The organism is Variovorax sp. 10L426, from assembly GCF_056395305.1.
Genome location: NZ_JBFTJF010000009.1, coordinates 224,310 through 243,493, shown reverse-complemented (window position 1 = coordinate 243,493; position 19,184 = coordinate 224,310). Strand labels below are relative to the sequence as shown.

Here is a 19,184-nt window from a genome sequence, read left to right as displayed (position 1 = left end):
GCTTTTCAACCATCCACACAACCGCCCTGAACAGGATTGGTTCCATGGTACGGCCCCTCAGATATGTGCGAATCAGGGATTCGGCATCTGAGCCTGGTCTTTTTCGTTGTCCGAAAGTCTCGGGCAATAGGCTTGCACCGCTATGTTCGGCAAGAGCCACGCGACGACGCCCTGGGAAGCCAGCGTCGCGGGCCCCCTTCGATCGTTGTCGCTCGCGCCAAAGATTCGAGAAAGTTCTACGGCCTCATCGGTGGCGCGAAGTCCCGCTTAGCGTGTAGCCGGGACTACGACTACCGTGCTGCCGCTGCCCGAACCGCTTGAGCCAGTGTTGCCTCGGGCGCCTGTGGCTCCGGTGTTGCCCGTGTTGCCTTGAGCGCCGTTCTCACCCATGGCGCCGGTGTTTCCCGTATTTCCTTGATTGCCCGTCTCACCCTGCGCGCCGGTGTACCCGGTGTTGCCCTGATTCCCCGTTGCGCCCTTGGCACCCGTGTAGCCCGGGCTTCCCTGATTACCCTGCGGGCCCATCGGGCCGGTGCACGCGCCCAGTCCGAGCATTGCAAGAAGGAGTAGGGAGGGCATCGCATATTTCGTCATGACGGTTCCTTTTTTTGGGGCCAGTCCGCAGCCGGGTTGGCCGCAATACAAGCCACTCTGCCGCGATACCTGCGCCTCGTCTGTTCGGTGCCGCGCATAGAAGAGAAGCGCTCGAAACGGACAGGGCGTGACGCGGACGCTGGCTTGCGCGGTGCTTTCGCAACGCCGCCAATGAGCTTGAGGTCGTACGCGCCGTTCTCGAGAAGCGACTTTCCGAAGACGCACGCCGTGGCGACGTGGGTGCAGCTGTCGCGCGCACCGAAGTGCTGGAAGAAGTCAATGAAGCGCGCGAAGCCAAGGCGCACAAGACATCGGGTTCGTCGAGCACTGGCACCTTCCCGCTGCTCAGTCGCCTTTCGGCCGCCCACACGACCACGCCATGGAGGTTGGTTATCCACCGCTTGGGCGCGATAGCGCACAGACAACGTCTGTTTGCGACACAATGACCTGAGCTTCATCCCCACGCCCGCCATGCCATCGACACCGAACGCGCCGCGTTCTGCTGCGGCGCAAAATGACCTCCTGGAGGCGATGCCCCCGAATGTGCGGGCCAGCCTGACCTCCCTGCTTGAACCTGTTTCGCTCGAGCTCGGCGAGGTTCTGTACGAATCGGGCGTCGTCCAGCAGTATGTTTACTTCCCGACTGATTCCATCGTCTCGTTGCTATACGTGCTCGAAAACGGGCAGTCCGCCGAGATTGCGGTCGTGGGATTCGAGGGCATGGTCGGTGTGTCGCTCCTGATGGGCGGAGGCAGCACTCCGAACCGCGCGGTGGTGCAAAGCGCAGGTCATGCATTCCGGCTGGGCGCGAGCCACATCAAGCAGTTGGTTGAGAACGGTGGCCCCTTGCTCCACCTGCTCCTGCGCTACACCCAGTCGCTCATTACACAGATGTCGCAGACGGCGGTGTGCAACCGGCACCATTCGCTTGAGCAGCAGCTATGCCGCTGGCTCTTGCTGAGTCTCGACAGGTTGCCGGGCAACGAACTTTCGATGACACAGGAGCTTATCGCCAACATGCTCGGAGTGCGCCGCGAAGGGGTCACTGAAGCGGCGGGCAGGCTGCAGCGGCTGAACCTCATCAAGTACGGCCGCGGGCACATCGCAGTTCTAGACCGCCCGGGCCTTGAACGGCACGTGTGCGAATGCTATGAGGTAGTGAAGCGCGAGACTGACCGCCTGTTGCCTCATGAAATAGCCACCTGAGTGTGGGTACGCGGCGCCGGACGGCACCTTCAGTCCGCATGCTGGACAACGTTCCGTCCGAGGCGAACGTGCCCGTTGGCCCGCCACATCTCGGGTGACCAAAAAGGACTTCCACAACCGAAGGCGAACGCTCCGATGAAGCCCTGCGGCAACGTCGAATTGACGAGGCGCAACCCGACGCTGGTTGGGTGACCGTCTGCTAGCGATAGCAGGCAAGCTCGATGAGGTTCTTGTCCGGATCACGGATGTAAACCGAGCTCATCGGCCCTCTTGCCCCTGTTTGATCAACCGGCCCGACTTCGATGTCGATGGCATGTGTCGCCAGTTCGAGAGCAACGTCCTCGATCGCTCCGTCACACACGAGGCACATGTCGCCAGTCCCTGGCGCAGGGATGTCTGCATGCGGAAGATACTCTGCGCGGAAAGGATGCAGATTGATCTTCGCGTTCCCGAAGTGAAGGGCGTTGAATTTGCCTTCAAACACAACGTGTCGCATTCCTAGGACTCGCTGATAGAACTCGAGAGTCCTTGACATGTCGCGGACAGTGAGGACGACGTGATCAATACCCACAACTCGCATGATTGAACTCCTGCGTCTGAGTCGTCGCACGGAAAGGGTCCGCTGAGCGGCGTGCACAACCGGGCAACACCACACGCTTTCCCGACTCGAAATGAGTCAGAACAACCATTCGATCTCACGCGCAGACCGGTGCCAGTGCAGCCGTCAGGACTTTTGTGCGCCCAGCCAAGCTAACGGACTGTAGACAGCACCGTGGCACGACATCGGGCCTGCTCGGAGCGCTGCAGGAAAATGCAGTTGTCCAAAGCGCGCTGCTGCATGTCGCTCAATCTCGGAAGCGAAGACGGTGGAGGACGCCAACCATTCTGACCTTGGTTCCAGCCGGTGTTGTTGCCCCACCGATCGGGATCGTTGTTCCAGCCATTGTTGTTGCCCCAGCGATTGTTATCGTTGTTCCAACCATTGTTATCGGTGTTCCACCGTCCGTTCCGCTTGTTCTGCATTTGCCACATGCAAGAGTTGAAGTCGATTCCCGAACGGCCACTCGCACAAAACCTCCGCTCGCTTTCGAAACCACCATCGTTGCGCTGAGCCAGCGCGGGGACCACGATCATGAGCCCTACTAGAGCCAGTATCGGATTCACGATGTGCTTTTTCAGTTCGCCCCCTTCAACACGTTGCACGCCACCGCGCATACGGGCCGCCCGTAAAGGTTGCTTGGCCGCGTCTTTCAGAGCTTCCTTGGCGTCGCCGTAGGCCTTCTGGGCTTCACCCTTGACCTGCTTGACGAGACCCTTGGCCTGCTGCTCTTTGTTGCCCACCAGCTTGCCTGCAGCTTCCTGCACTACGCCCACTGCGTCTTTGGTTGCGCCCTTGACTTGATCCTTGTTCATTTGCAACTCCTGGCGAATTCGACTGGAAAGATCCAGATCACCTGGCGTGACCCGTCGCGCTGAAACTGCTATCACGTGTCAGCGTTTCGTCGTTAGTCGCTGACCAGACACCAGGATGGCGACAAGCTCCAAGACCCGGCCTGCGGGCTGCTGCGTGCTAAGGTTCGGCGCCTAGCAATTCGCCGATCGGCTTCAAGTCGTCGACGCGGTCGCACACGGTCTTGACGGCCACCAGCAGCGGCACGCCCAGCAGCAGACCGGCGATGCCCCACAGCCAGCCCCAGGCGAGCACGCCGACGAAGATTGCCACCGGATTCATGCGGCTCGCGCGGCTGGTCAGCCAGGGAGTGAGAAGGTAGCCCGAAATGATGTGGATGCCCAGGGACACGCCGACGATCAGCAGCGCCATTCCAGGTGTGCCGAACTGCAGGAAACCCACCAACGCCAAACCCGCGGTGACCACAAGCGGGCCGATGTAAGGCACGAGGTTGAGCACGGCCGCCACGACGCCCCAGACGGCCGCCTGTTCCAGCCCGATCCACAGCAAGGCGATCCACGTGACCACGCCGACCAACACGCTGGTGAGGATCTGCACCAGCAGGTAGCGCCGGATCTGTGCGTTGATCTCGTCGAGCGCCTGGATCGTGATCTTCTTCTGGCTGAAGGTGGGTCCGGCGATCCTCGCCATCTTGCGGCGAAAGCTGTCGCCGGACGTGACCAGAAAATAGGTGATGAAACACACCATCATCGATTGGCCGATGAAACCTATCGCGCCGACCGTGCCGCTCCACAGATAGTCCTTGATATTGAAGCGCAGCCGTTCGATCTGCACACGCGTCACCCCCTTACCGACCGGCGACGCCGCAGAACCGGTCTCCTCGGCCACCTGCTCGAGCCTGGCTCCCGCCTTCTGAACCTTCTCCATGGCGCTTTCCGGCGCGCCGGGCAGAGCGCGCAGCGACTGGCGAAGCTTCTGTGCTGCGTCGGGTAGCGACTCGGCAAGTGCGGTCGCGCCGTCGCTGAGCGAATAAGCGGTCGAACCGAGGCCGCCCAAGACCGCGAACAGCAGCACGCGGAATGTGCCAGCGCTGTAGTCGGTCCACCGCCGGCGACAGCACGTAGCTGAACATCACACCCAGCAGCAGCGGAATGAACACCGCACTCGCCCAATGCAACGCGTAGACGCTAGCTACCAGTGCGATCACCGCCAACGACGCACTCCTCACGTTGACTGGCGTAGGCAGATGCACGAGCTCCGCCTCTGATTCGGCGGCCACTAGTTGAGGGTCGAGGCGATCCATGTTGAGCCTTCAAGATAGAAGTTCCACATAGGCCTGTCGGTCGGTGGCATAGCAGCCGCACGCCATCGTCTCGAGGCCACCGCGATCGAGCACCGTCAGTTCACCGCGGTGGTATTCGATCAGGCCGCTACGCTGCAAGGCGCTGGCGGCCGTCGTGATGCCGACCCTGCGCACACCGAGCATGAGCGCCAGAAACTCTTGCGTCACACGGAAGCTGTCGCCATGAGCACGGTCCTGGCTCATCAGCAACCAGCGAGCCAGGCGCGGACCGATCAGATGAAAGCGCTGGCATGCGGCCGAAGCGGCCAATTGGGACATCAAGACGTAGATGTAGCGGTTCAGGCCGCGTTGCAGCGCCGGACTGCGCGCAAGTTCGCGCCGGAAGTCAGCGGTGGCTATGCGCCATGCTCCTCCTGGGCCCTGCACCAGCGCATGCAAAGGCGCGGTGGTCACGCCCAGGGCCAACTGCGCGCCCAGCATCCCCTCGCGGCCCACCATGCCAACTTCGAGCCCGGGGTGGCTGTCGGTCCGTGCCACCAGCGAGATGAAGCCGTCGATCGGGAAGTAAGCATGTCGAGTCGGCTTGCCGGGCTCGCACAGGACTTCGGCCAGCACCAGTTGGATCGGCTCGCAGAGGGCAAGCAGGCGCCGACGATCGCTGCCCGGAAGAAGTTCAATAAGGTGGTTCTCGACGGTGGCCAATTGGCGCTCCAATGTGCTGCTGACGGTTGAAGGCGGGTTCGACCTCTGCAGCCAGTCTGCACGAGGAGACACGTACCCGACTGTCTGCTAGCGCACAGAGCAGCAGACGAATTGCAGCGTCCAACAGACAAACCGCATCCGCGACAGCCCGCCGAAGGTCTACATCGCCAGTTCTCCGCGAAGCAGACGGTCATACTCCTTCTTGACCACCGCGTAGCACTCGCAAGTGCGTTGTTCCAGGCCCTGGCGGTCCAGCACCGAGATGCGGCCGCGCGCGTAGCGGATCAGCCCGGCTTGCTGCAACTTGAGCGCCCCCTCGGTCACGCCTTCGCGACGCACGCCGAGCATGTTGGCGATCAGTTCCTGCGTCATCACGAGCTCGCTGCCCTGCAGACGGTCCAGGCTCAGCAGCAGCCAGCGACACAGCTGTTGATCCAGCGAATGGTGGCGGTTGCACACCGCCGTCTGCGCCATCTGGGTAATCAGCGCCTGGGTGTAGCGCAGCAGCAGGTGCAGCACCGGCCCGGCCCGGTTGAACTCGTCCTTCATCGCCTGTGCCTTCAGCCGAAAGCCCTGGCCTGCGCTTTGCACCACCGCGCGGCTGGGCGTGGAGTTGCCCCCCATGAACAGCGAGATACCGACGATGCCCTCATGACCGACAACTGCGATTTCCGCGGAGGCGCCGTTCTCCATCACGTACAACAGCGAGACGATGGCGGTGATCGGGAAATAAACGTGGCTGAGCGTGCTGCCCGACTCGTACAGCACCTGGCCCAGCGGCATTTCGACCCATTCAAGTTGCGGCAGCCAGCGCTGCCACTCGGCATCCGGCAGCGCGGCGAGCAGGTGGTTCTTTCTTGGGTCGGGTGAAACGGCCATCACGGAGCTCCAGGGTGGGTCTGGCTTCGAGGATTACCGTGGTGGTGCTCTTCTACAGCGCTTGCCAGGAGCATAGGCTGCCGACATCGCCTTGTATGTTCGCTAGCGCACAGACGATCGCCTTCGTTTGACTAGCATTGCAGGCGGGGCATCGCGCCAACCGCCGAGTTCAGTTCAACGGCGAGCATCGCGTCGTCCCGTAACGGACCTTGTGATGCAACTCAGTCTGCTCGATCTGCCCTGGTGGGGTCTTGTGCTGGCCACGCTGGGCTTGACCCACGTCACCATTGCCGCGGTCACGATCTTCCTGCATCGACATCAGGCGCATCGCGCGCTGGAACTGCATCCCCTCGTCAGCCACTTTTTCCGCTTCTGGCTGTGGCTCACCACCGGGATGGTGACCAAGGAATGGACGGCGATTCATCGCAAGCACCACGCCAACTGCGAAACCGCCAAAGACCCCCACAGCCCGCAGATCCATGGCATCAGGAAGGTGCTGTTGGAGGGTGCCGAGCTCTATCGCGTGGAAGCCAGGAACGCTGCGACTCTCGAAAAATACGGCCGCGGCACTCCCGACGACTGGATCGAGCGCAAGCTGTATGCAAGGTACACGCGGCTCGGCATCGGCGTCATGCTGGGGATCGACGTCGCCCTTTTCGGCCCGATCGGGCTCAGCATGTGGGCGGTGCAGATGCTGTGGATACCGTTCTTCGCCGCGGGCGTCATCAACGGCGTCGGCCACTATTGGGGCTACCGCAATTTCTCGCCCGACGACAACTCCAGCAATGTCGTGCCGTGGGGCATTCTGATCGGCGGCGAAGAGCTCCACAACAACCATCACGCCTACGCCACTTCCGCCAGGCTCTCCAGCAAGTGGTGGGAATTCGACATCGGCTGGATGTACATCCTCATCCTGGAGGTGATTCACCTGGCAAAGGTGCACAAGGTTGCACCCCGGATTCGCTACAACACATCCAAGACTCATTGCGACGTGGGTACCCTGCACGCCGTCATCACTCACCGCTACGACGTACTCGCCAAGTTCGCCAGGTCCTTGCGCCCGACCGCCGTGGAAGAGATCCTCAGCCTGCAGGGCTGCGCGATCCCAAGTTTGAGGGGGTCCACAGCGCTGGACGCACTCAAGTATCTACTGCAAAGGGATGCGAGGGACCTGTCGGAGAACGAACGCGCCATCCTGGAACCGGCTCTGTGTTCCAGCACTGTGCTGAGGACCATCTACGCGATGCGACAAGAACTCATTGCCGTCTGGAGCCGATCCACTGCCTCGAAGGAGCAGTTGGTCAGGCAGTTGGAAGACTGGTGCCGATGCGCTGAGGAAAGCGGCATTGGTGCGCTGCGTGAGTTTTCTCGAACGCTGCGATGCTACGACTCATTGTTAGGAGACATGAAATGACATTAGGAACAATTCTGCTGATCGTCGTGGTGCTGATGCTCCTCGGCGCAATTCCAGCGTGGCCCCACAGCCCGATGGCACGTCTCGGTGAAAGCGGGAGCGCTCAGTAGCGGGGGCCGTTGCTGGGATAGTAGCCACGGTTGTTGTTGCGCTGGTCCGCATTTCGGCCCACTTCGTTGCCGATGGCCGCAGCCGCGATCCAGGATGCTTCCATGATGTCCACCTTTCAGTGATTAGCACAGACATCGACCAGGCGGACCTACGGCCGAAGATCCAGCGGGAAAAAGAAGCTGATGCCTGGCGATTGCCGTGGCTCGTAGTACACGGGCGGCGGGACGTAGACGGGCTGGGCGTAATGGTAGTGCTGCACGTACTGAGGGCGATACTCGGGACGGTATTCAGGCCGATACCCATGCTGGTACCCATGGCCTGAGCGATTCCCCTGCCACTCACGCTGGCCGCGATCGCCGCCCGGGTCACCTCGGCCATGTTCGTTGTCATGTTGAGCGAGGACTGGGGAAACAGACACACCGCCAATCAGCGAAGCAACGGCGAGCGCCATCGCAACCTTGCGACCCGTTGGCCTGAAATACCTGGCCTGTGTTGAGGATGTCATGGTGTCCACTCCTGCTGATGGTCAATTGGCTGCCGACGTCTTGCGGTGATGTTCACCGCCATCGTGACGGAACAGGGCATCCGCCTGCTTCTTCTGGACGTCCGACATACCGGAATAGAGGACGGCAAACACCGGAGTAAGTTTCTTGATCCCGCTTGCGTGGGCATCGGCAATCTCGCCGTACGACTTGAGATCGTCGACAGCGCTCATGTCCTTGGCATGCTCGACCCTTGCCTGAGTCAGGGCATCCATGGTTTTTGCGTCGTCGCGCATGGCGAGGGCCACCTTGGCCCACTGCTCTTCCTGAGCCGTCGTGATCTTGAGCTTCGTGTGCATGTCCTTGATGCGCAGCTCGGTGCGATCCTCGTGAGCATCACGCTCGGCGGCGAGAAGAAGCCCCGGTTCGACAGCCAGGGTCGCGATCAGTGCCGCCGCCGCAATCAGGCGCGCGCTCGAATAGTCGAATTTTTTGCCACTCAGTTTCATGGTTGTTCTCCAGTTTGATTGAAGTCGCTGCGCCCTCCGCAATTTCGTGGCGACGTACTCGCAGCAATTGCTCCGTTCGTCTGGCCGGCCGCGTACACGACCGGATTGACGGCTGCTTGGCGACGCGGCTGAGGACATTGCGTATTTCATGGTGATTCCTGCGGAGTGACACGCAGCCGAACCGGCATGTGCGTCACTTTGGTCCAACACGCACATGCAGTCTGTTCGGTACCGCGCATAGCACTCGCCAGAAGATGTTGACGGCCATGAAGGGCGCGATGCCTGTGGTCGCTTCGCAGCGGCCGAACACCCGACATGCCGTTTGCGAGTGCCACGAACTGGTCGAGAGCGAGACCGATCGCTGCTGCCCGGCGAAACAGCGACCAGACCCGCCGGTACGTGCCGCCCCGCATGGACGATCGAGCGAACAAAGTCAGGGAAGGAATCTCGACGACCAAGGAGTGCGGTGCAAAGCAGTGTGCGCTGGCTCCGGCCGGTCGCTTGGCACTGCAGGGATCAAGGGTCCCCCAGCGCGTCATAGCTGCGCTCGCAAGCCTTGCCGGCTATTCGGGCACGGTCAGCATATCCAGCCAGGATTTCGACTCGCTGGCTGCACCGGCCGAGCACGTCGGCAAGCGCTCCAATGGGGTCGGAGGTTGCCGCGCTTCGCTCGTTAGCAGACCGGGGCGCTATGGCAACAGCGCCTTTTTCTCGATCAACCCCGTCAACAGCGCGAGTTGCTGCTTCTGGATCTCCAGCAACTCTTCCCATTGCCTCTCGCGCAATTGATCGATCTTGTCGTGCAGCAGCATGATCTCGAGTTCGGCCTTGAGGTTGACCTCGTAGTCGTGTTCCGCATGGATCCGGTCCTTCTCGGATTGCCGGTTCTGCGACATCAGGATGATCGGCGCCTGCACTGCCGCCAGCATGGAAAGAAACAGGTTGAGCAGAATGAACGGGTAGGGGTCGAAGGTCGTGCCGCGCGTCACCAGGAGCAGGGCGTTGAGCACGACCCACAGCAGCATGGTGGCGCCGAAGAGCCCGACGAAGGTCCAGGAGCCGCCGAACGACGCGACCGCGTCTGCCGCGCGCTGGCCCATTGACTGTCCAGCATCGGCGTCTTGCACGACGTTGCGCGAAACAGGCGTTCGCTCCGCGACGTGTCGCGCGACACGCCGGGTCCGCTCGTCGAGGGCGTCGTAGCGCGAACCCAGGAGCTTCGTTGCGATGTCGTCGAGCTGATGCATGGAGGCCATCCGCCTACGCCGAGTGGAGTGTCGTCATTCGCTCCGCGGCCCTGCGGAGATTCGTTCTGCGCTCCTGGGCTGCTCTCAAGACGGATTCAGACGACCAGATGGGCAGCGCAGTGGCCCCTTCCTCGATCTCGGCGCACAGGGTCTCGTCGAGCACTGGCACCAGGCCGTTCATCAGCCTGGTCTCGGCCGCGAGAACGAGCGCGCGGTGCAGGGCGCAGGGCATGACCCGCCCATTCAGATAGTCGAGGACCAGAGTCTCAGCGGCAAACAGGGAAAGTGACATGGCGTCGCCCGATGATGGACATGACGACAGCGTAGCGATGGACGCAATCAGAGTCTGTTCGATACCGAACACTTTGCCGCGGCGGCCGTGGCCCTGGACTCCCTCTGTGAGCCTCGCGTGTAAGACATTTGCGACTGGATGGACCCGCCGGATCGTGGTCAACTTGGTTGGCCTTAAAAACAAGGAGCTTTCGATGCAAAAACTCGTCAACGTCGAGGCGATCAACCTGCGAACCGAGGCCAGAGTTGCGCCCGAAACCTTGGTCCGAACCCTTTTCCTCGGGCAGGCCGTCGATGACCTGGCAGACGGTCCCGAGGGATGGCATCACGTTCGAGCGGCCGTCGACGGCAAAGTCAGCGAGGGCTTCATCAAGGCGACCCTGCCCATCACCAAGTTCGCCTGGCAGCCGCAGGAGCAGCCTACCTTGCGCGACCCGGCGACGCCGGCACGCGAGGCCCTGGCTGCCGCTGCGGTCGAACAATGGTTGCGCTTCGACCGGGGCGCCGGGATCGAAACCAGGGAGCCCTACAGCGGCTTCATCGGCGAGATGTGGAAGGCGTTCGGCAAGCCGCATACCGGAACCACCACCGGTCAACCCTGGTCCGCGGTGGCGATCTCGCTGATGGTCCGGACGGCGGCAAAACAGTTCGACGGCTACAAGGCCTTCAGGCAGTCGATCGGCCATGCCGCGTACATGTGGGACGCGATCAAGAAGAGCGCGAGCGGCGACTTGGCGGCGCCGTTCTGGGGTGTGCGGCTCGGGCAGGCCAAACCCCACATAGGAGACATCGTCGGCAGCTGGCGCGAGAAGCCTGCGACCTACGACGACTACCTCAATGCCTCGAAGAATCCCGAGATGCCCAGCCACTGCGACATCGTGGTGGCCGTGGGCCCCGAGGTGGCCTGGGCGATTGGCGGCAACGTGAGAAACTCGGTCTTCGCGACAGGCTACCAGTTGAGTTCGGATGGCAGCCTGTTGAGGAACCCGCGGATCAACACGGCCGGCAAGCTCGTCGGGGAAGCCATCGTGCTGCTGGACAACCGGGTGAGCTAGCCAACAGGGCCACTTACGGTGCCATCGGGTTCCGCTTTTCCTCTTCGAGCCGTTGCTGCTGACGCACAGCTTCGCACTGCGAAGTGCCGCCTGCCATGCGCGAGGAGCTTCGGGGCCTGCGCGACACCGGGGCAGGGCGATTCGTACTCCGCCTGTACTCGGAAGAGCGCGTCCGCGCTCCGCGCGGTGCCCGAGAGCCTCCTCAGGTCTTCGCCGACTTCTTCGGCGCTCTACTCGCGGCCTGCAGGGCTGCCGCCTGCGCGGCGTGCTTCTCGGCACGCGAGGGCCTGTGGGCCTTGCCAGCCTTGCCGGCCTTGGCCTCCTTGGGCTCCTTTTTTTCCTTCGGCTTCTCCTTGGCCTGCGGGTGGTGCGTCCTCACCAGCTTGTCGACGGCCTTCGCCCTCGGCTCCAGCGCTTTCGCTTGGCGCTTCGCACGCTCTTCCTTGAGCAGGCGGCGCTCTTCGGCCAGCGTCTGTTCGGCTTCGGACGGCTCATGGTCCGCCCCCAGCGAGTGGACGCGGTCCGTCGTCGCCTTGTGAAGCATCGCGCCGTTCCTCGCGATGCGGTGGGTCAGCGATGCGATGCGAATGGGCATGGTGCGATCCTCATGGTGGGTGGAAGACCAATGTAGGCCAGCCCGCCGCGTCCCGCCAGTCAATTCGTGTGGCTTCGCCCCTGCGGCAGTGAATTTCTGCTGCCGGAGAAGGGAGTCAACGGCCGTAGCGCCCGACCAGGCTCTGGCCGCCGAGCGCATGACCCTTGAGCGCGGCGAGCAAGGCGTCGCGTTCCAAGCCGGCGGCCACTGCCCCCGGCGGAAGATCGGATGCCACCACCGTCAACATGGCGGTACAGCCCCCGATCAGGCTGACGAAGGCAATCGCCGAGATCGGCAGGATGTCGGACAGGAGGCGGGAGCTTGGGCGAGGGGTAGACATGTTCTCTCCTTGGCGAATTGCGATGTCATATTCCGCTGAACCAGTTGTACCCCTGGTCTTCCCAATAGCCCCCGGGGTTCGTGTTGGTCACGAAGATGGCGGCGATGTGCTTCGCGCTCTTGAAGCCGAGCTTGGTCGGCACACGCAACCGCAGCGGAAAGCCGTAGGCCGTCGGCAGTGCCTCCTTGCCGAAGTCAAGCGCCAGCAGCGTCTGCGGGTGGAGCGCGGTGGCCATGTCGAGGCTCGAGTAGTAGCGGTCGGCACACTTGAAGCCGACGTAACGCGCCGTCGTGTCGGCGCCGATGCGCTGCAGGAAGGTCTTGAGCGGCACGCCGCGCCAGTCGCCGATCGCGCTCCAGCCTTCGATGCAGATATGACGGGTGATCTGGCTCGCCTGCGGCAGCGTGCGCAGGCGCTCGATGGTCCATGCCGTCTTGTCGGCGACGAGTCCCGAGACTTCAAGCCGCCAGCTCGACACGTCCACCTCGGGCGCGTCGAACTCGGCATAGAACGCGTTGAACGGGAAAGGCTTCGTGACCTGGCTCGCCGAATAGGTCGGCGCAAGGCGGCTGCCGTTGAAGAGCCAGGCCTGCACGCGGTCGTTCCAGCGCGACATTGCCCACAGGGCCTTGTCGACCTGGTCGTTGTCCTGCAGGTTGCAGCCGGACAGCATCGAGAGCGCGCCGACCGACAGCGACGAACGCAGGAGCAGCCGTCGCTCCAGGTTCAAGACCTGCTTCTTGTGATCGGAGAGCTTGATCATGATGCAGTACCGTGAGTGGCCGGCGCGCGGCCGGTGACCATCGGCAGCAATGTGCGCGGCACGAGGAGGACGAGCAGCAGATGGACCGCGACGAAGCCGACGATGCCGGTCATCGCCGCGAAGTGCACCTTGCGCGCGAAGTCGAAGCCGCCGAAAAGGTCGACCAGCCACGCGAGCTGCACAGGCTTCCAGATCGACAGGCCCGACGCGACGACGAGCGCGCCAAGCAGCAGCACGACGACATAGGCGAAGCGCTGCACAGCGTTGTAGCGGCCGACTTCATGCGTCAACCGGAACGTCAGCGCACGCCCGGCGTCGCGCAGCAGCTCGCTGGCGCGGATCGGGAGGAACTCGCGGCGGAAGTGGCCGCTGGCGATGCCGTAGAGCACATACAGCAGGCCGTTCACGGCGAGCAGCCACATCGCCGCAAAGTGCCACGCAATGGCGCCACCCAGCCAACCGCCGAGCGTCGCCCAGGCGGGAAACCGGAACGGCAGGATCGGCGAGGCGTTGTAGATCGCCCAACCGCTCGCCAGCATGCAGGCCATCGCGACCGCATTGATCCAGTGGGAAGCACGGACTGCCAGCGGGTGACTCATCGCACTCTTCACGGTCACATCGGCGGCGTCACGCCGTCCTTGCCCGCGGAGATGAAGCCTGCTGAGAGGCTCGCATCGGCTTCCTTCTTCGCGAACAGCACGACCTTGGTGCCGACGGCGAGCAGCGAGCGATCGCCGGGCTCGAGGTTGACGATCGGCACGTCATCCGGCACGACGATCTTCTTCTCGCCACCCTTGTACTTGAGGGTCAGGGTGCGGCCGTTGGTCGCAACGAGGTCACCGACCGTGCCGTTGGTCATCGTGCTCTTGGGTGCAAGATCCCAGGCGCGGTGGCCATCACCGGTGCCCGCCATCGCGGGGGGGAAGACATGCACTTCAAGCGCTTTCAGCGAACCGTCGGGCAGGGGAGTCGCTGCCGTTCCGATGTAGCTGCCGGGCTTGATGTCGGTCACCTTGGCGAGCGTGACCGCGCGAACCTGCGTGTCCTGGTTGATCCTGACGCTCAGGTCTTCGCCGCGGTTGGTGTGGACCTTGATCGCGTCGTCGCTGACCGCGGTGATCGCGCCGCGCACTCCGACCGGTGGCGGCGTCTGGGCGAGTGCGGCGGAACTGGCGCCGAGCAGACCGGCAGTCATCAATGTCGGGACCGCGAGGGTCCGAAGGAGTTTTCCGAGTCGGATGTTCATGGCTGAGTCGTTGTGAATGAAGACAGCGCCACTCTAGGGATCGCCAAGGCTCGCAGGCATGACGTCCGGATGACAAAAAAGTAATGAACAGGCACCGCGCCACGCGAGAAAATGGCGAACACACTCCCATGAGCATCCTTGTTATCGAAGACGACCCGAAGACGGGCGACTACCTGAAGAAGGGCCTGAAGGAAAGCGGCTACGCCGTCGACCTGGCGCGTACCGGAACGGACGGGCTACACATGGCGCTGGAGAACACCTACGACCTCGTCGTGCTCGACGTGATGCTTCCCGGCATCGATGGCTGGCAGATCATGCAGGCCTTGCGCGACAAGCGCGATTTGCCGGTGCTCTTCCTCACCGCGCGCGACGGCCTGGACGATCGCATCCGCGGCCTCGAACTTGGCGCCGACGACTACCTCGTGAAGCCCTTTTCCTTCACCGAACTCGTGCTGCGGATTCGCACACTGCTGCGCCGGGGCGTCGTGCGCGAAGCCGAGTTCTACGAATTCGCCGATCTCAAGCTCGACGTGCTGCGCCGCAAGGTCACCCGCGAAGGCATCGAGATCGCGCTGACAAACAAGGAATTCCTGCTGCTGCAACTGCTGATCAAACGTCAAGGCGAGGCGCTGTCGCGCACGCTGATCGCCTCCGAAGTGTGGGACATGAATTTCGACAGCGACACCAATGTCGTCGATGTCGCGATCAAGCGCCTTCGCACGAAGATCGATCAGCCGTTCGAGAAGAAGCTGGTCCACACGGTGCGCAGCATCGGCTATTCGTTCGGGGATGCGCAATGAAGTGGCTGCCTCGATCGCTGGCAGTGCGCGCCACCTTGCTGCTTGCGTTGATCGCATGCGCGGTCACCGGCGTGCTCGGCGCATACTTTTTCTACACCTCGCGGGCGGCGATCACCGAACAACTCGATACGCGGCTGATCGGCCGCGTCGAGCACTTTCAGCGCCTGGTGGGCAACATGCAGACGATCGCCGACCTGCACGACCGGCCGCTGCTGTTCGAGACAATGCTCGGTGCCGAGAGCGACGTGCTGCTGCTCCGCCGGCCCGGCGAGGCCGCTTTCATCGATGTCAACCCCGACAACCTTCCGGTGCCCGGCATGCTCGCTGCGGTTGCGGCCGATCACGAACTGGCGATCAAGGACGTGCAGAACATCCCGTTGGACAACGGCGTGCCGATGCATTGGGTCGCGGCGCTCGCGCGTTCGGGCCGCGATGGCGACGTGGTGGAGGTGGTGGCCGGCCACCCGTTGACCAACGAGGTGAAGATGATTCGCGCCAACCGAAATCGCGTCGTTCTCGGCGCGCTCGTCGCGATGCTCGCCTCGACCCTGCTGGCATACCTGGTGCTGCGGCACGGGCTGCGTTCGCTGCGCCGGGTGGCGGCGAAGGCGGCCTTGATCAACCCGATCAATCTCGCCGTGCGGCTGCCTGAGCATGACGCACCGCTCGAAGTGCAGCAGATGGTCGTCGCGTTCAACGCGATGCTTGACCGAATTGCCACGGGCTACGAGCGTCTTTCGCAGTTTTCGGCCGACCTCGCGCACGAGATCCGGACCCCCATCGGCGCGTTGATCGGTCAGACGCAGGTCGCGCTTCACCAGGCCCGCAGCGCCAGCGAGTACCAGCACGTTCTCGAATCGAACCTCGAAGAGCTGAACCACTTGCGACAGATTGCCGAGAACATCCTGTTTCTCGCACAGGCCGACCACGCTTCGCTGGCGATCGATCGGGCACCGCTCGCGCTGCATGGCGAGCTTCAGAAGATCGCCGAATACTTCGAAGGCCCGGCCGATGAAGGCGGTCTTCGGTTCGACGTGCGGGCCACCGGGGTGGCCTACGTCAATGCGCCGCTGTGCCGGCGCGCGATCAACAATCTGGTCGTGAATGCAGTGCGCCACGGCGCACGGGGGACAACAGTACGGCTGATCGGCGTGCAAGACGGCGACATGGCGACGATAGCGGTCGAGAACGAAGGAACGCCAGTCCCGCCCGAACGACTCGAACGCCTGTTCGACCGCTTCTACCGAGGCGACGCGGCACGCAGCCGCTACACGGAATCCAACGGCCTCGGCCTCTCGATCGTGAAGGCGATCATGGCGCTGCACGGCGGCGACGTGCGCGCTTCATGCCCCACGCCGAGTTCGATCCGCTTCGAATTGCGCTTCCCCGCGACGGGTGCCGCCGCGGTCGATCCGATTGCCGCGTGAGCGCACGGCGCAACAAGGACGTTTGCGCGCTATCGATGGTCGATAAGATTCAGGTTCGACGCACCTGTCCGAGTGCCCAGCCCTGAAGCTCTGGAGACAACCGATGAAGCAACTCGACCTGAATTTGCTGCCGGTACTTCTGGCATTGTTCGAGGAACGAAGCGTCAGCAAGGCTGCGAGAAAACTGGGCGTCCGGCAGTCAACCTTGAGCGGAGCCCTTGCCAAACTTCGCGATTCGCTCGACGACCAGCTCTTCATCCGCTCCGCGGGGGCGATGCAACCCACGCAACGAACGAGTTCCATCGTGGATGCCGTGCGAGAGGTGCTGGATACCATTCGGCAGGACATCGTCGAGTGTCCGCGCTTCGATCCGTCGCGCTTGACAGGGGCGATCACATTCGCGCTGTCCGATGTGGGAGAGATGGTCTTCCTGCCCAAGCTCCTGAAGACGATTCGAGCGCACGCGCCGAATGCGTCGGTCCGATCGGTCAGTCTCTCTCCGGCGGAACTGGAGGAAGGACTGGGCTCCGGAGAAGTCGATCTTGCGTTGGGCTATTTCCCGGACCTCAGGCAGTCGAACATCTTTCAGCAGCGCCTGTTCGATCATCACTTCCTCTGTCTGGTGAGGGAGGGGCATCCATGCGCCACGTCTCCGCTGAGTCTGCAGCAGTTCGTCGAACTCGAACATGCCGTGGTGCAGGCGTCCGGGCGGAGCCAGGAAATCTTCGAGGAACTGCTGAAGCGACATCACATCAAGCGCAAGGTCGTCCTGACGACGCCTCATTTCCTGAGCATCCCCGCGCTCATCGCCTCCTCCGATCTCATCGTGACCGTGCCTCATGCCATGGGCATCGTCTTCGGGCGGCATGAGTACGGACTCCAATCACTGGTCCCGCCGTTTAGCGAAACCAGAATCGAACTCAAGCAGTTCTGGCATCGAAACTACAACAAGGCACCCCGCCTGCTGTGGTTGCGTCAAATGGTCGCCGAACTCTTCAACGACACCGAGGACGAATGGAACTGGCAGGATGTTCGCCCGCAGGCGGGATCGACTGGGATGCGCCAGGTCATCTTCGGCCGCTCCTAGCGATCTCGGTCGAATACGGCGCAATCCCGCGCATCGACACCAGTGCCAGAGAGATCGAGCCTGCCTCTTTCCTCGTGCTTGTATTTCACCAGCACGTCGCGACAAACGACTGCCTTGGTTTCAAGATTGCCGCCGCAGTGGAAATTGCTCGCGTCGTCGGTGCTGCCCGTGCCGTTGTAGATCGCGGTCTTTGGATAGAGACAGATGGGGCGCGTGCGACCCGTGGCCGGCGCGGCCGATCCACCCGATGCGAGCAGGGTGTCCGGGGCGATGCCCTTCTCGACCCAGCCAACGAGGGCGCTGAAAGGATCGACGGGAACCGGCCCGGTGCTGGCGATGCCGCAATGCCCGACGCCGGGTGCAAGGAAGAGTCGATAGAAACCATAGAGACTCTTGAAGTCCGGATCGTCTTCTCGCTCGTGATTGCGATCCCTGCTGTACCGGGCTGCCATCTCCCGGTAGTAGTTGAGCACGCCGCGCGGATAGATGAACTGGTCGTTCGCACCGACGTAGGTGAGCAGCTTGCCGCCACTTGCCTTGAACGCGTCCAGCGGCCCGAAGGTGTCCGTGACGTCGGCGATGTTTCGAGAACCGTCCTGAGCGACCCCAGCATATTCGCCAAGTGAAATGGTTTGCCAATTCAGGTTCGGATCGTGCTCGTCCCAGTGGATCTGGGTCACCCCAAGGGCAAAGGGCGCCGGACCATCCAGGATGCTGAAATCGGAGCCACGGTCGAGGCCGAACCAGATCTTGTTTTGCTCTGCATTGCGCGGGCCGTCCCAGATCTTGTCGACGGCGTCGGCCTCCAGTGGGGTCAGGCAATTGGTGGCAGGCGCCGTCGACTTGCCGCAGATGTTCGCCTTCGCGCTGAAGCGACAGGTTCGCGGATCGTTGATGAGGCCGTCGACAACACCGTCGTTCGCGTCGCAGGAGGCAACTGCCGAAGCGCGTACCTGCGCGAGCTTTGCGGGAGCAATGGGTCCGCGTGCCAGGTCCAGCATGGCGATCTGTCCCCACATCTGGGCCGTTTGAAACCGGGTCCAATAGATGGCGGGCGCGTTCGCAAGAATTCCTTGCAACTCGTCGCCGAGTTCCTGCGCCAGAAGGTAGCCCTGGCGGCCTCCCGTCGAGCATCCGTTCCAGTAGTTGAACTCTGCTGGCTCCCCGTAGTAGCTTCGCGCGATCGCCTTTGACCAAAGAACCTGTTGCTTGATGCCATTGCGGATGAAATCCTCGATGAACTGGTCGTTGTAGGTGCCGTCCGCATTCACGCCGGGCTCGCAGTTTCCGCCACTGTGTCCGAGGTCCGTGCCCGATCCCACATAGCCGGTATTGACCGCGGAATTCACAACGAGATTGCCGCTGCAACCGGAGCCTCCGAGTCCTTGCGTCCGGCCGTTCCAGGCACCCTCAACGCCGCCTTTGCCGCCATCGAGGGCGCTCAACGGCAGTCCCACCACGATGTTGATGTTCTGCTCGGGCTTGGTGCCGTACAGCAGTTTGACCTGGCAGTAGGAAACGTTCGGGCCCGACGCCGGAACGATGGAACTGCTCGCCGTCTTGACGCCTCGGCTTCCGGCGATGCCATAGGCAGGTTGGGCGGCAAGTTGCGCACACGTCGGCGGAGGAGGCTCGTGCGATCCGCGCGCAGATGCCGGGGCGGCAAATGCGAATGAACCAAGGACAGCCGCGAAGCAGCAAGAGGTTTGTCTCCACATGTCT

22 protein-coding genes and 1 pseudogene are annotated in these 19,184 nt (G+C 62.7%); 7 read left to right on the top strand and 16 right to left on the bottom strand.

Annotated features, from left to right (window positions below; translation table 11 throughout):
• Positions 1-1,125: 1,125 nt before the first annotated feature.
• Positions 1,126-1,800: a Crp/Fnr family transcriptional regulator gene (locus AC1DHL_RS15640; protein WP_478162545.1), complete on the top strand. Its 675-nt coding sequence runs from the start codon at positions 1,126-1,128 to the stop codon at positions 1,798-1,800.
• A gap of 199 nt (positions 1,801-1,999) precedes the next feature.
• Here AC1DHL_RS15640 and AC1DHL_RS15635 read toward each other — a convergent pair whose 3' ends face one another.
• The 5 genes from AC1DHL_RS15635 to AC1DHL_RS15615 all read right to left on the bottom strand — a co-directional run bounded on the left by AC1DHL_RS15635 (position 2,000) and on the right by AC1DHL_RS15615 (position 6,095).
• Positions 2,000-2,380: a VOC family protein gene (locus AC1DHL_RS15635; protein ID WP_478162527.1), complete on the bottom strand. Its 381-nt coding sequence runs from the start codon at positions 2,378-2,380 to the stop codon at positions 2,000-2,002.
• Between the two features lie 170 nt (positions 2,381-2,550).
• Complete coding sequence (locus tag AC1DHL_RS15630; RefSeq protein ID WP_478162526.1) at positions 2,551-3,213, bottom strand: CsbD family protein; 663 nt, start codon at positions 3,211-3,213, stop codon at positions 2,551-2,553.
• Positions 3,214-3,370: 157 nt separating this feature from the next.
• Positions 3,371-4,285, bottom strand: coding sequence for an AI-2E family transporter (locus AC1DHL_RS15625; protein WP_478162525.1), 915 nt, complete (start codon positions 4,283-4,285; stop codon positions 3,371-3,373).
• A 238-nt stretch (positions 4,286-4,523) separates the two neighbouring features.
• On the bottom strand, positions 4,524-5,216 hold the full coding sequence (locus AC1DHL_RS15620; RefSeq protein ID WP_478099588.1) for a Crp/Fnr family transcriptional regulator: 693 nt from the start codon (positions 5,214-5,216) through the stop codon (positions 4,524-4,526).
• A gap of 159 nt (positions 5,217-5,375) precedes the next feature.
• Positions 5,376-6,095 (bottom strand): Crp/Fnr family transcriptional regulator, encoded by a 720-nt coding sequence (locus AC1DHL_RS15615; protein ID WP_478099566.1) that lies wholly within the window; start codon positions 6,093-6,095, stop codon positions 5,376-5,378.
• 214 nt (positions 6,096-6,309) lie between these two features.
• Here AC1DHL_RS15615 and AC1DHL_RS15610 point away from each other — a divergent pair, with 214 nt between their 5' ends.
• Together AC1DHL_RS15610 and AC1DHL_RS15605 are read left to right on the top strand one after the other, a co-directional pair.
• Positions 6,310-7,509 carry a DesA family fatty acid desaturase gene (locus AC1DHL_RS15610; protein WP_478162524.1) on the top strand — a complete coding sequence of 400 codons (1,200 nt, stop codon included), beginning with the start codon at positions 6,310-6,312 and terminating at the stop codon, positions 7,507-7,509.
• Positions 7,506-7,607: pseudogene (locus AC1DHL_RS15605) on the top strand (DUF3309 family protein); the annotation flags it as partial. The gene AC1DHL_RS15610 and the pseudogene AC1DHL_RS15605, both read left to right, overlap by 4 nt.
• 161 nt (positions 7,608-7,768) lie before the next feature.
• Here AC1DHL_RS15605 and AC1DHL_RS15600 read toward each other — a convergent pair.
• From AC1DHL_RS15600 to AC1DHL_RS15580, 5 genes are all read right to left on the bottom strand, one after another.
• Positions 7,769-8,125, bottom strand: coding sequence for a hypothetical protein (locus AC1DHL_RS15600; protein WP_478162523.1), 357 nt, complete (start codon positions 8,123-8,125; stop codon positions 7,769-7,771).
• Positions 8,126-8,146: 21 nt separating this feature from the next.
• A complete protein-coding gene (locus AC1DHL_RS15595; protein ID WP_478099560.1) occupies positions 8,147-8,611 on the bottom strand; it encodes a Spy/CpxP family protein refolding chaperone in 465 nt (154 codons plus the stop codon).
• Positions 8,612-9,127: 516 nt separating this feature from the next.
• A complete protein-coding gene (locus AC1DHL_RS15590) occupies positions 9,128-9,382 on the bottom strand; it encodes a DUF2514 family protein (protein WP_478162522.1) in 255 nt (84 codons plus the stop codon).
• Entirely contained in the window at positions 9,301-9,858 is a 558-nt protein-coding gene (locus tag AC1DHL_RS15585; protein WP_478099554.1) for a DUF1003 domain-containing protein, read from the bottom strand. Before AC1DHL_RS15585 ends, AC1DHL_RS15590 begins: the two co-directional genes overlap by 82 nt.
• 13 nt (positions 9,859-9,871) lie before the next feature.
• Complete coding sequence (locus tag AC1DHL_RS15580) at positions 9,872-10,150, bottom strand: hypothetical protein (RefSeq protein WP_478162521.1); 279 nt, start codon at positions 10,148-10,150, stop codon at positions 9,872-9,874.
• Positions 10,151-10,343: 193 nt separating this feature from the next.
• Between AC1DHL_RS15580 and AC1DHL_RS15575 the strand changes: the two genes are divergently transcribed.
• Positions 10,344-11,204: a DUF2272 domain-containing protein gene (locus AC1DHL_RS15575; RefSeq protein WP_478162520.1), complete on the top strand. Its 861-nt coding sequence runs from the start codon at positions 10,344-10,346 to the stop codon at positions 11,202-11,204.
• A 202-nt stretch (positions 11,205-11,406) separates the two neighbouring features.
• Here AC1DHL_RS15575 and AC1DHL_RS15570 read toward each other — a convergent pair whose 3' ends face one another.
• The 5 genes from AC1DHL_RS15570 to AC1DHL_RS15550 form a co-directional block, all read right to left on the bottom strand.
• On the bottom strand, positions 11,407-11,799 hold the full coding sequence (locus AC1DHL_RS15570; protein WP_478162519.1) for a hypothetical protein: 393 nt from the start codon (positions 11,797-11,799) through the stop codon (positions 11,407-11,409).
• Positions 11,800-11,914: 115 nt separating this feature from the next.
• A complete protein-coding gene (locus tag AC1DHL_RS15565; protein WP_478099547.1) occupies positions 11,915-12,139 on the bottom strand; it encodes a hypothetical protein in 225 nt (74 codons plus the stop codon).
• A gap of 25 nt (positions 12,140-12,164) precedes the next feature.
• Positions 12,165-12,902 carry a molybdopterin-dependent oxidoreductase gene (locus AC1DHL_RS15560; protein ID WP_478099545.1) on the bottom strand — a complete coding sequence of 246 codons (738 nt, stop codon included), beginning with the start codon at positions 12,900-12,902 and terminating at the stop codon, positions 12,165-12,167.
• On the bottom strand, positions 12,899-13,501 hold the full coding sequence (locus AC1DHL_RS15555; protein WP_478162518.1) for a cytochrome b/b6 domain-containing protein: 603 nt from the start codon (positions 13,499-13,501) through the stop codon (positions 12,899-12,901). Before AC1DHL_RS15555 ends, AC1DHL_RS15560 begins: the two co-directional genes overlap by 4 nt.
• A 14-nt stretch (positions 13,502-13,515) precedes the next feature.
• Positions 13,516-14,148: a hypothetical protein gene (locus AC1DHL_RS15550; protein WP_478162517.1), complete on the bottom strand. Its 633-nt coding sequence runs from the start codon at positions 14,146-14,148 to the stop codon at positions 13,516-13,518.
• A gap of 128 nt (positions 14,149-14,276) precedes the next feature.
• Between AC1DHL_RS15550 and AC1DHL_RS15545 the strand changes: the two genes are divergently transcribed.
• The 3 genes from AC1DHL_RS15545 (at position 14,277) to AC1DHL_RS15535 (ending at position 17,462) form a co-directional block, all read left to right on the top strand.
• Positions 14,277-14,948 (top strand): heavy metal response regulator transcription factor, encoded by a 672-nt coding sequence (locus AC1DHL_RS15545; protein WP_478162516.1) that lies wholly within the window; start codon positions 14,277-14,279, stop codon positions 14,946-14,948.
• Positions 14,945-16,375: a heavy metal sensor histidine kinase gene (locus AC1DHL_RS15540; protein ID WP_478162515.1), complete on the top strand. Its 1,431-nt coding sequence runs from the start codon at positions 14,945-14,947 to the stop codon at positions 16,373-16,375. Before AC1DHL_RS15545 ends, AC1DHL_RS15540 begins: the two co-directional genes overlap by 4 nt.
• A gap of 103 nt (positions 16,376-16,478) precedes the next feature.
• Positions 16,479-17,462, top strand: a complete 984-nt coding sequence (locus AC1DHL_RS15535) for a LysR family transcriptional regulator (RefSeq protein WP_478162514.1) — start codon at positions 16,479-16,481, stop codon at positions 17,460-17,462.
• Here AC1DHL_RS15535 and AC1DHL_RS15530 read toward each other — a convergent pair.
• Positions 17,459-19,180 carry a tannase/feruloyl esterase family alpha/beta hydrolase gene (locus tag AC1DHL_RS15530; RefSeq protein WP_478162513.1) on the bottom strand — a complete coding sequence of 574 codons (1,722 nt, stop codon included), beginning with the start codon at positions 19,178-19,180 and terminating at the stop codon, positions 17,459-17,461. The genes AC1DHL_RS15535 and AC1DHL_RS15530 overlap by 4 nt on opposite strands.
• Between the last annotated feature and the right edge of the window lie 4 nt (positions 19,181-19,184).

Excerpts from the sequence above, each read along its gene's own strand:
- AC1DHL_RS15640 (WP_478162545.1), top strand. The coding sequence starts at position 1,126 with ATGCCCCCGAATGTGCGGGCCAGCCTGACCTCCCTGCTTGAACCTGTT.
- AC1DHL_RS15635 (WP_478162527.1), bottom strand. The coding sequence starts at position 2,380 with ATGCGAGTTGTGGGTATTGATCACGTCGTCCTCACTGTCCGCGACATG.
- AC1DHL_RS15630 (WP_478162526.1), bottom strand. The coding sequence starts at position 3,213 with ATGAACAAGGATCAAGTCAAGGGCGCAACCAAAGACGCAGTGGGCGTA.
- AC1DHL_RS15615 (WP_478099566.1), bottom strand. The coding sequence starts at position 6,095 with ATGGCCGTTTCACCCGACCCAAGAAAGAACCACCTGCTCGCCGCGCTG.
- AC1DHL_RS15610 (WP_478162524.1), top strand. The coding sequence starts at position 6,310 with ATGCAACTCAGTCTGCTCGATCTGCCCTGGTGGGGTCTTGTGCTGGCC.
- AC1DHL_RS15600 (WP_478162523.1), bottom strand. The coding sequence starts at position 8,125 with ATGACATCCTCAACACAGGCCAGGTATTTCAGGCCAACGGGTCGCAAG.
- AC1DHL_RS15595 (WP_478099560.1), bottom strand. The coding sequence starts at position 8,611 with ATGAAACTGAGTGGCAAAAAATTCGACTATTCGAGCGCGCGCCTGATT.
- AC1DHL_RS15590 (WP_478162522.1), bottom strand. The coding sequence starts at position 9,382 with ATGGGAAGAGTTGCTGGAGATCCAGAAGCAGCAACTCGCGCTGTTGAC.
- AC1DHL_RS15585 (WP_478099554.1), bottom strand. The coding sequence starts at position 9,858 with ATGCATCAGCTCGACGACATCGCAACGAAGCTCCTGGGTTCGCGCTAC.
- AC1DHL_RS15580 (WP_478162521.1), bottom strand. The coding sequence starts at position 10,150 with ATGTCACTTTCCCTGTTTGCCGCTGAGACTCTGGTCCTCGACTATCTG.
- AC1DHL_RS15575 (WP_478162520.1), top strand. The coding sequence starts at position 10,344 with ATGCAAAAACTCGTCAACGTCGAGGCGATCAACCTGCGAACCGAGGCC.
- AC1DHL_RS15570 (WP_478162519.1), bottom strand. The coding sequence starts at position 11,799 with ATGCCCATTCGCATCGCATCGCTGACCCACCGCATCGCGAGGAACGGC.
- AC1DHL_RS15565 (WP_478099547.1), bottom strand. The coding sequence starts at position 12,139 with ATGTCTACCCCTCGCCCAAGCTCCCGCCTCCTGTCCGACATCCTGCCG.
- AC1DHL_RS15560 (WP_478099545.1), bottom strand. The coding sequence starts at position 12,902 with ATGATCAAGCTCTCCGATCACAAGAAGCAGGTCTTGAACCTGGAGCGA.
- AC1DHL_RS15555 (WP_478162518.1), bottom strand. The coding sequence starts at position 13,501 with ATGAGTCACCCGCTGGCAGTCCGTGCTTCCCACTGGATCAATGCGGTC.
- AC1DHL_RS15550 (WP_478162517.1), bottom strand. The coding sequence starts at position 14,148 with ATGAACATCCGACTCGGAAAACTCCTTCGGACCCTCGCGGTCCCGACA.
- AC1DHL_RS15545 (WP_478162516.1), top strand. The coding sequence starts at position 14,277 with ATGAGCATCCTTGTTATCGAAGACGACCCGAAGACGGGCGACTACCTG.
- AC1DHL_RS15540 (WP_478162515.1), top strand. The coding sequence starts at position 14,945 with ATGAAGTGGCTGCCTCGATCGCTGGCAGTGCGCGCCACCTTGCTGCTT.
- AC1DHL_RS15535 (WP_478162514.1), top strand. The coding sequence starts at position 16,479 with ATGAAGCAACTCGACCTGAATTTGCTGCCGGTACTTCTGGCATTGTTC.
- AC1DHL_RS15530 (WP_478162513.1), bottom strand. The coding sequence starts at position 19,180 with ATGTGGAGACAAACCTCTTGCTGCTTCGCGGCTGTCCTTGGTTCATTC.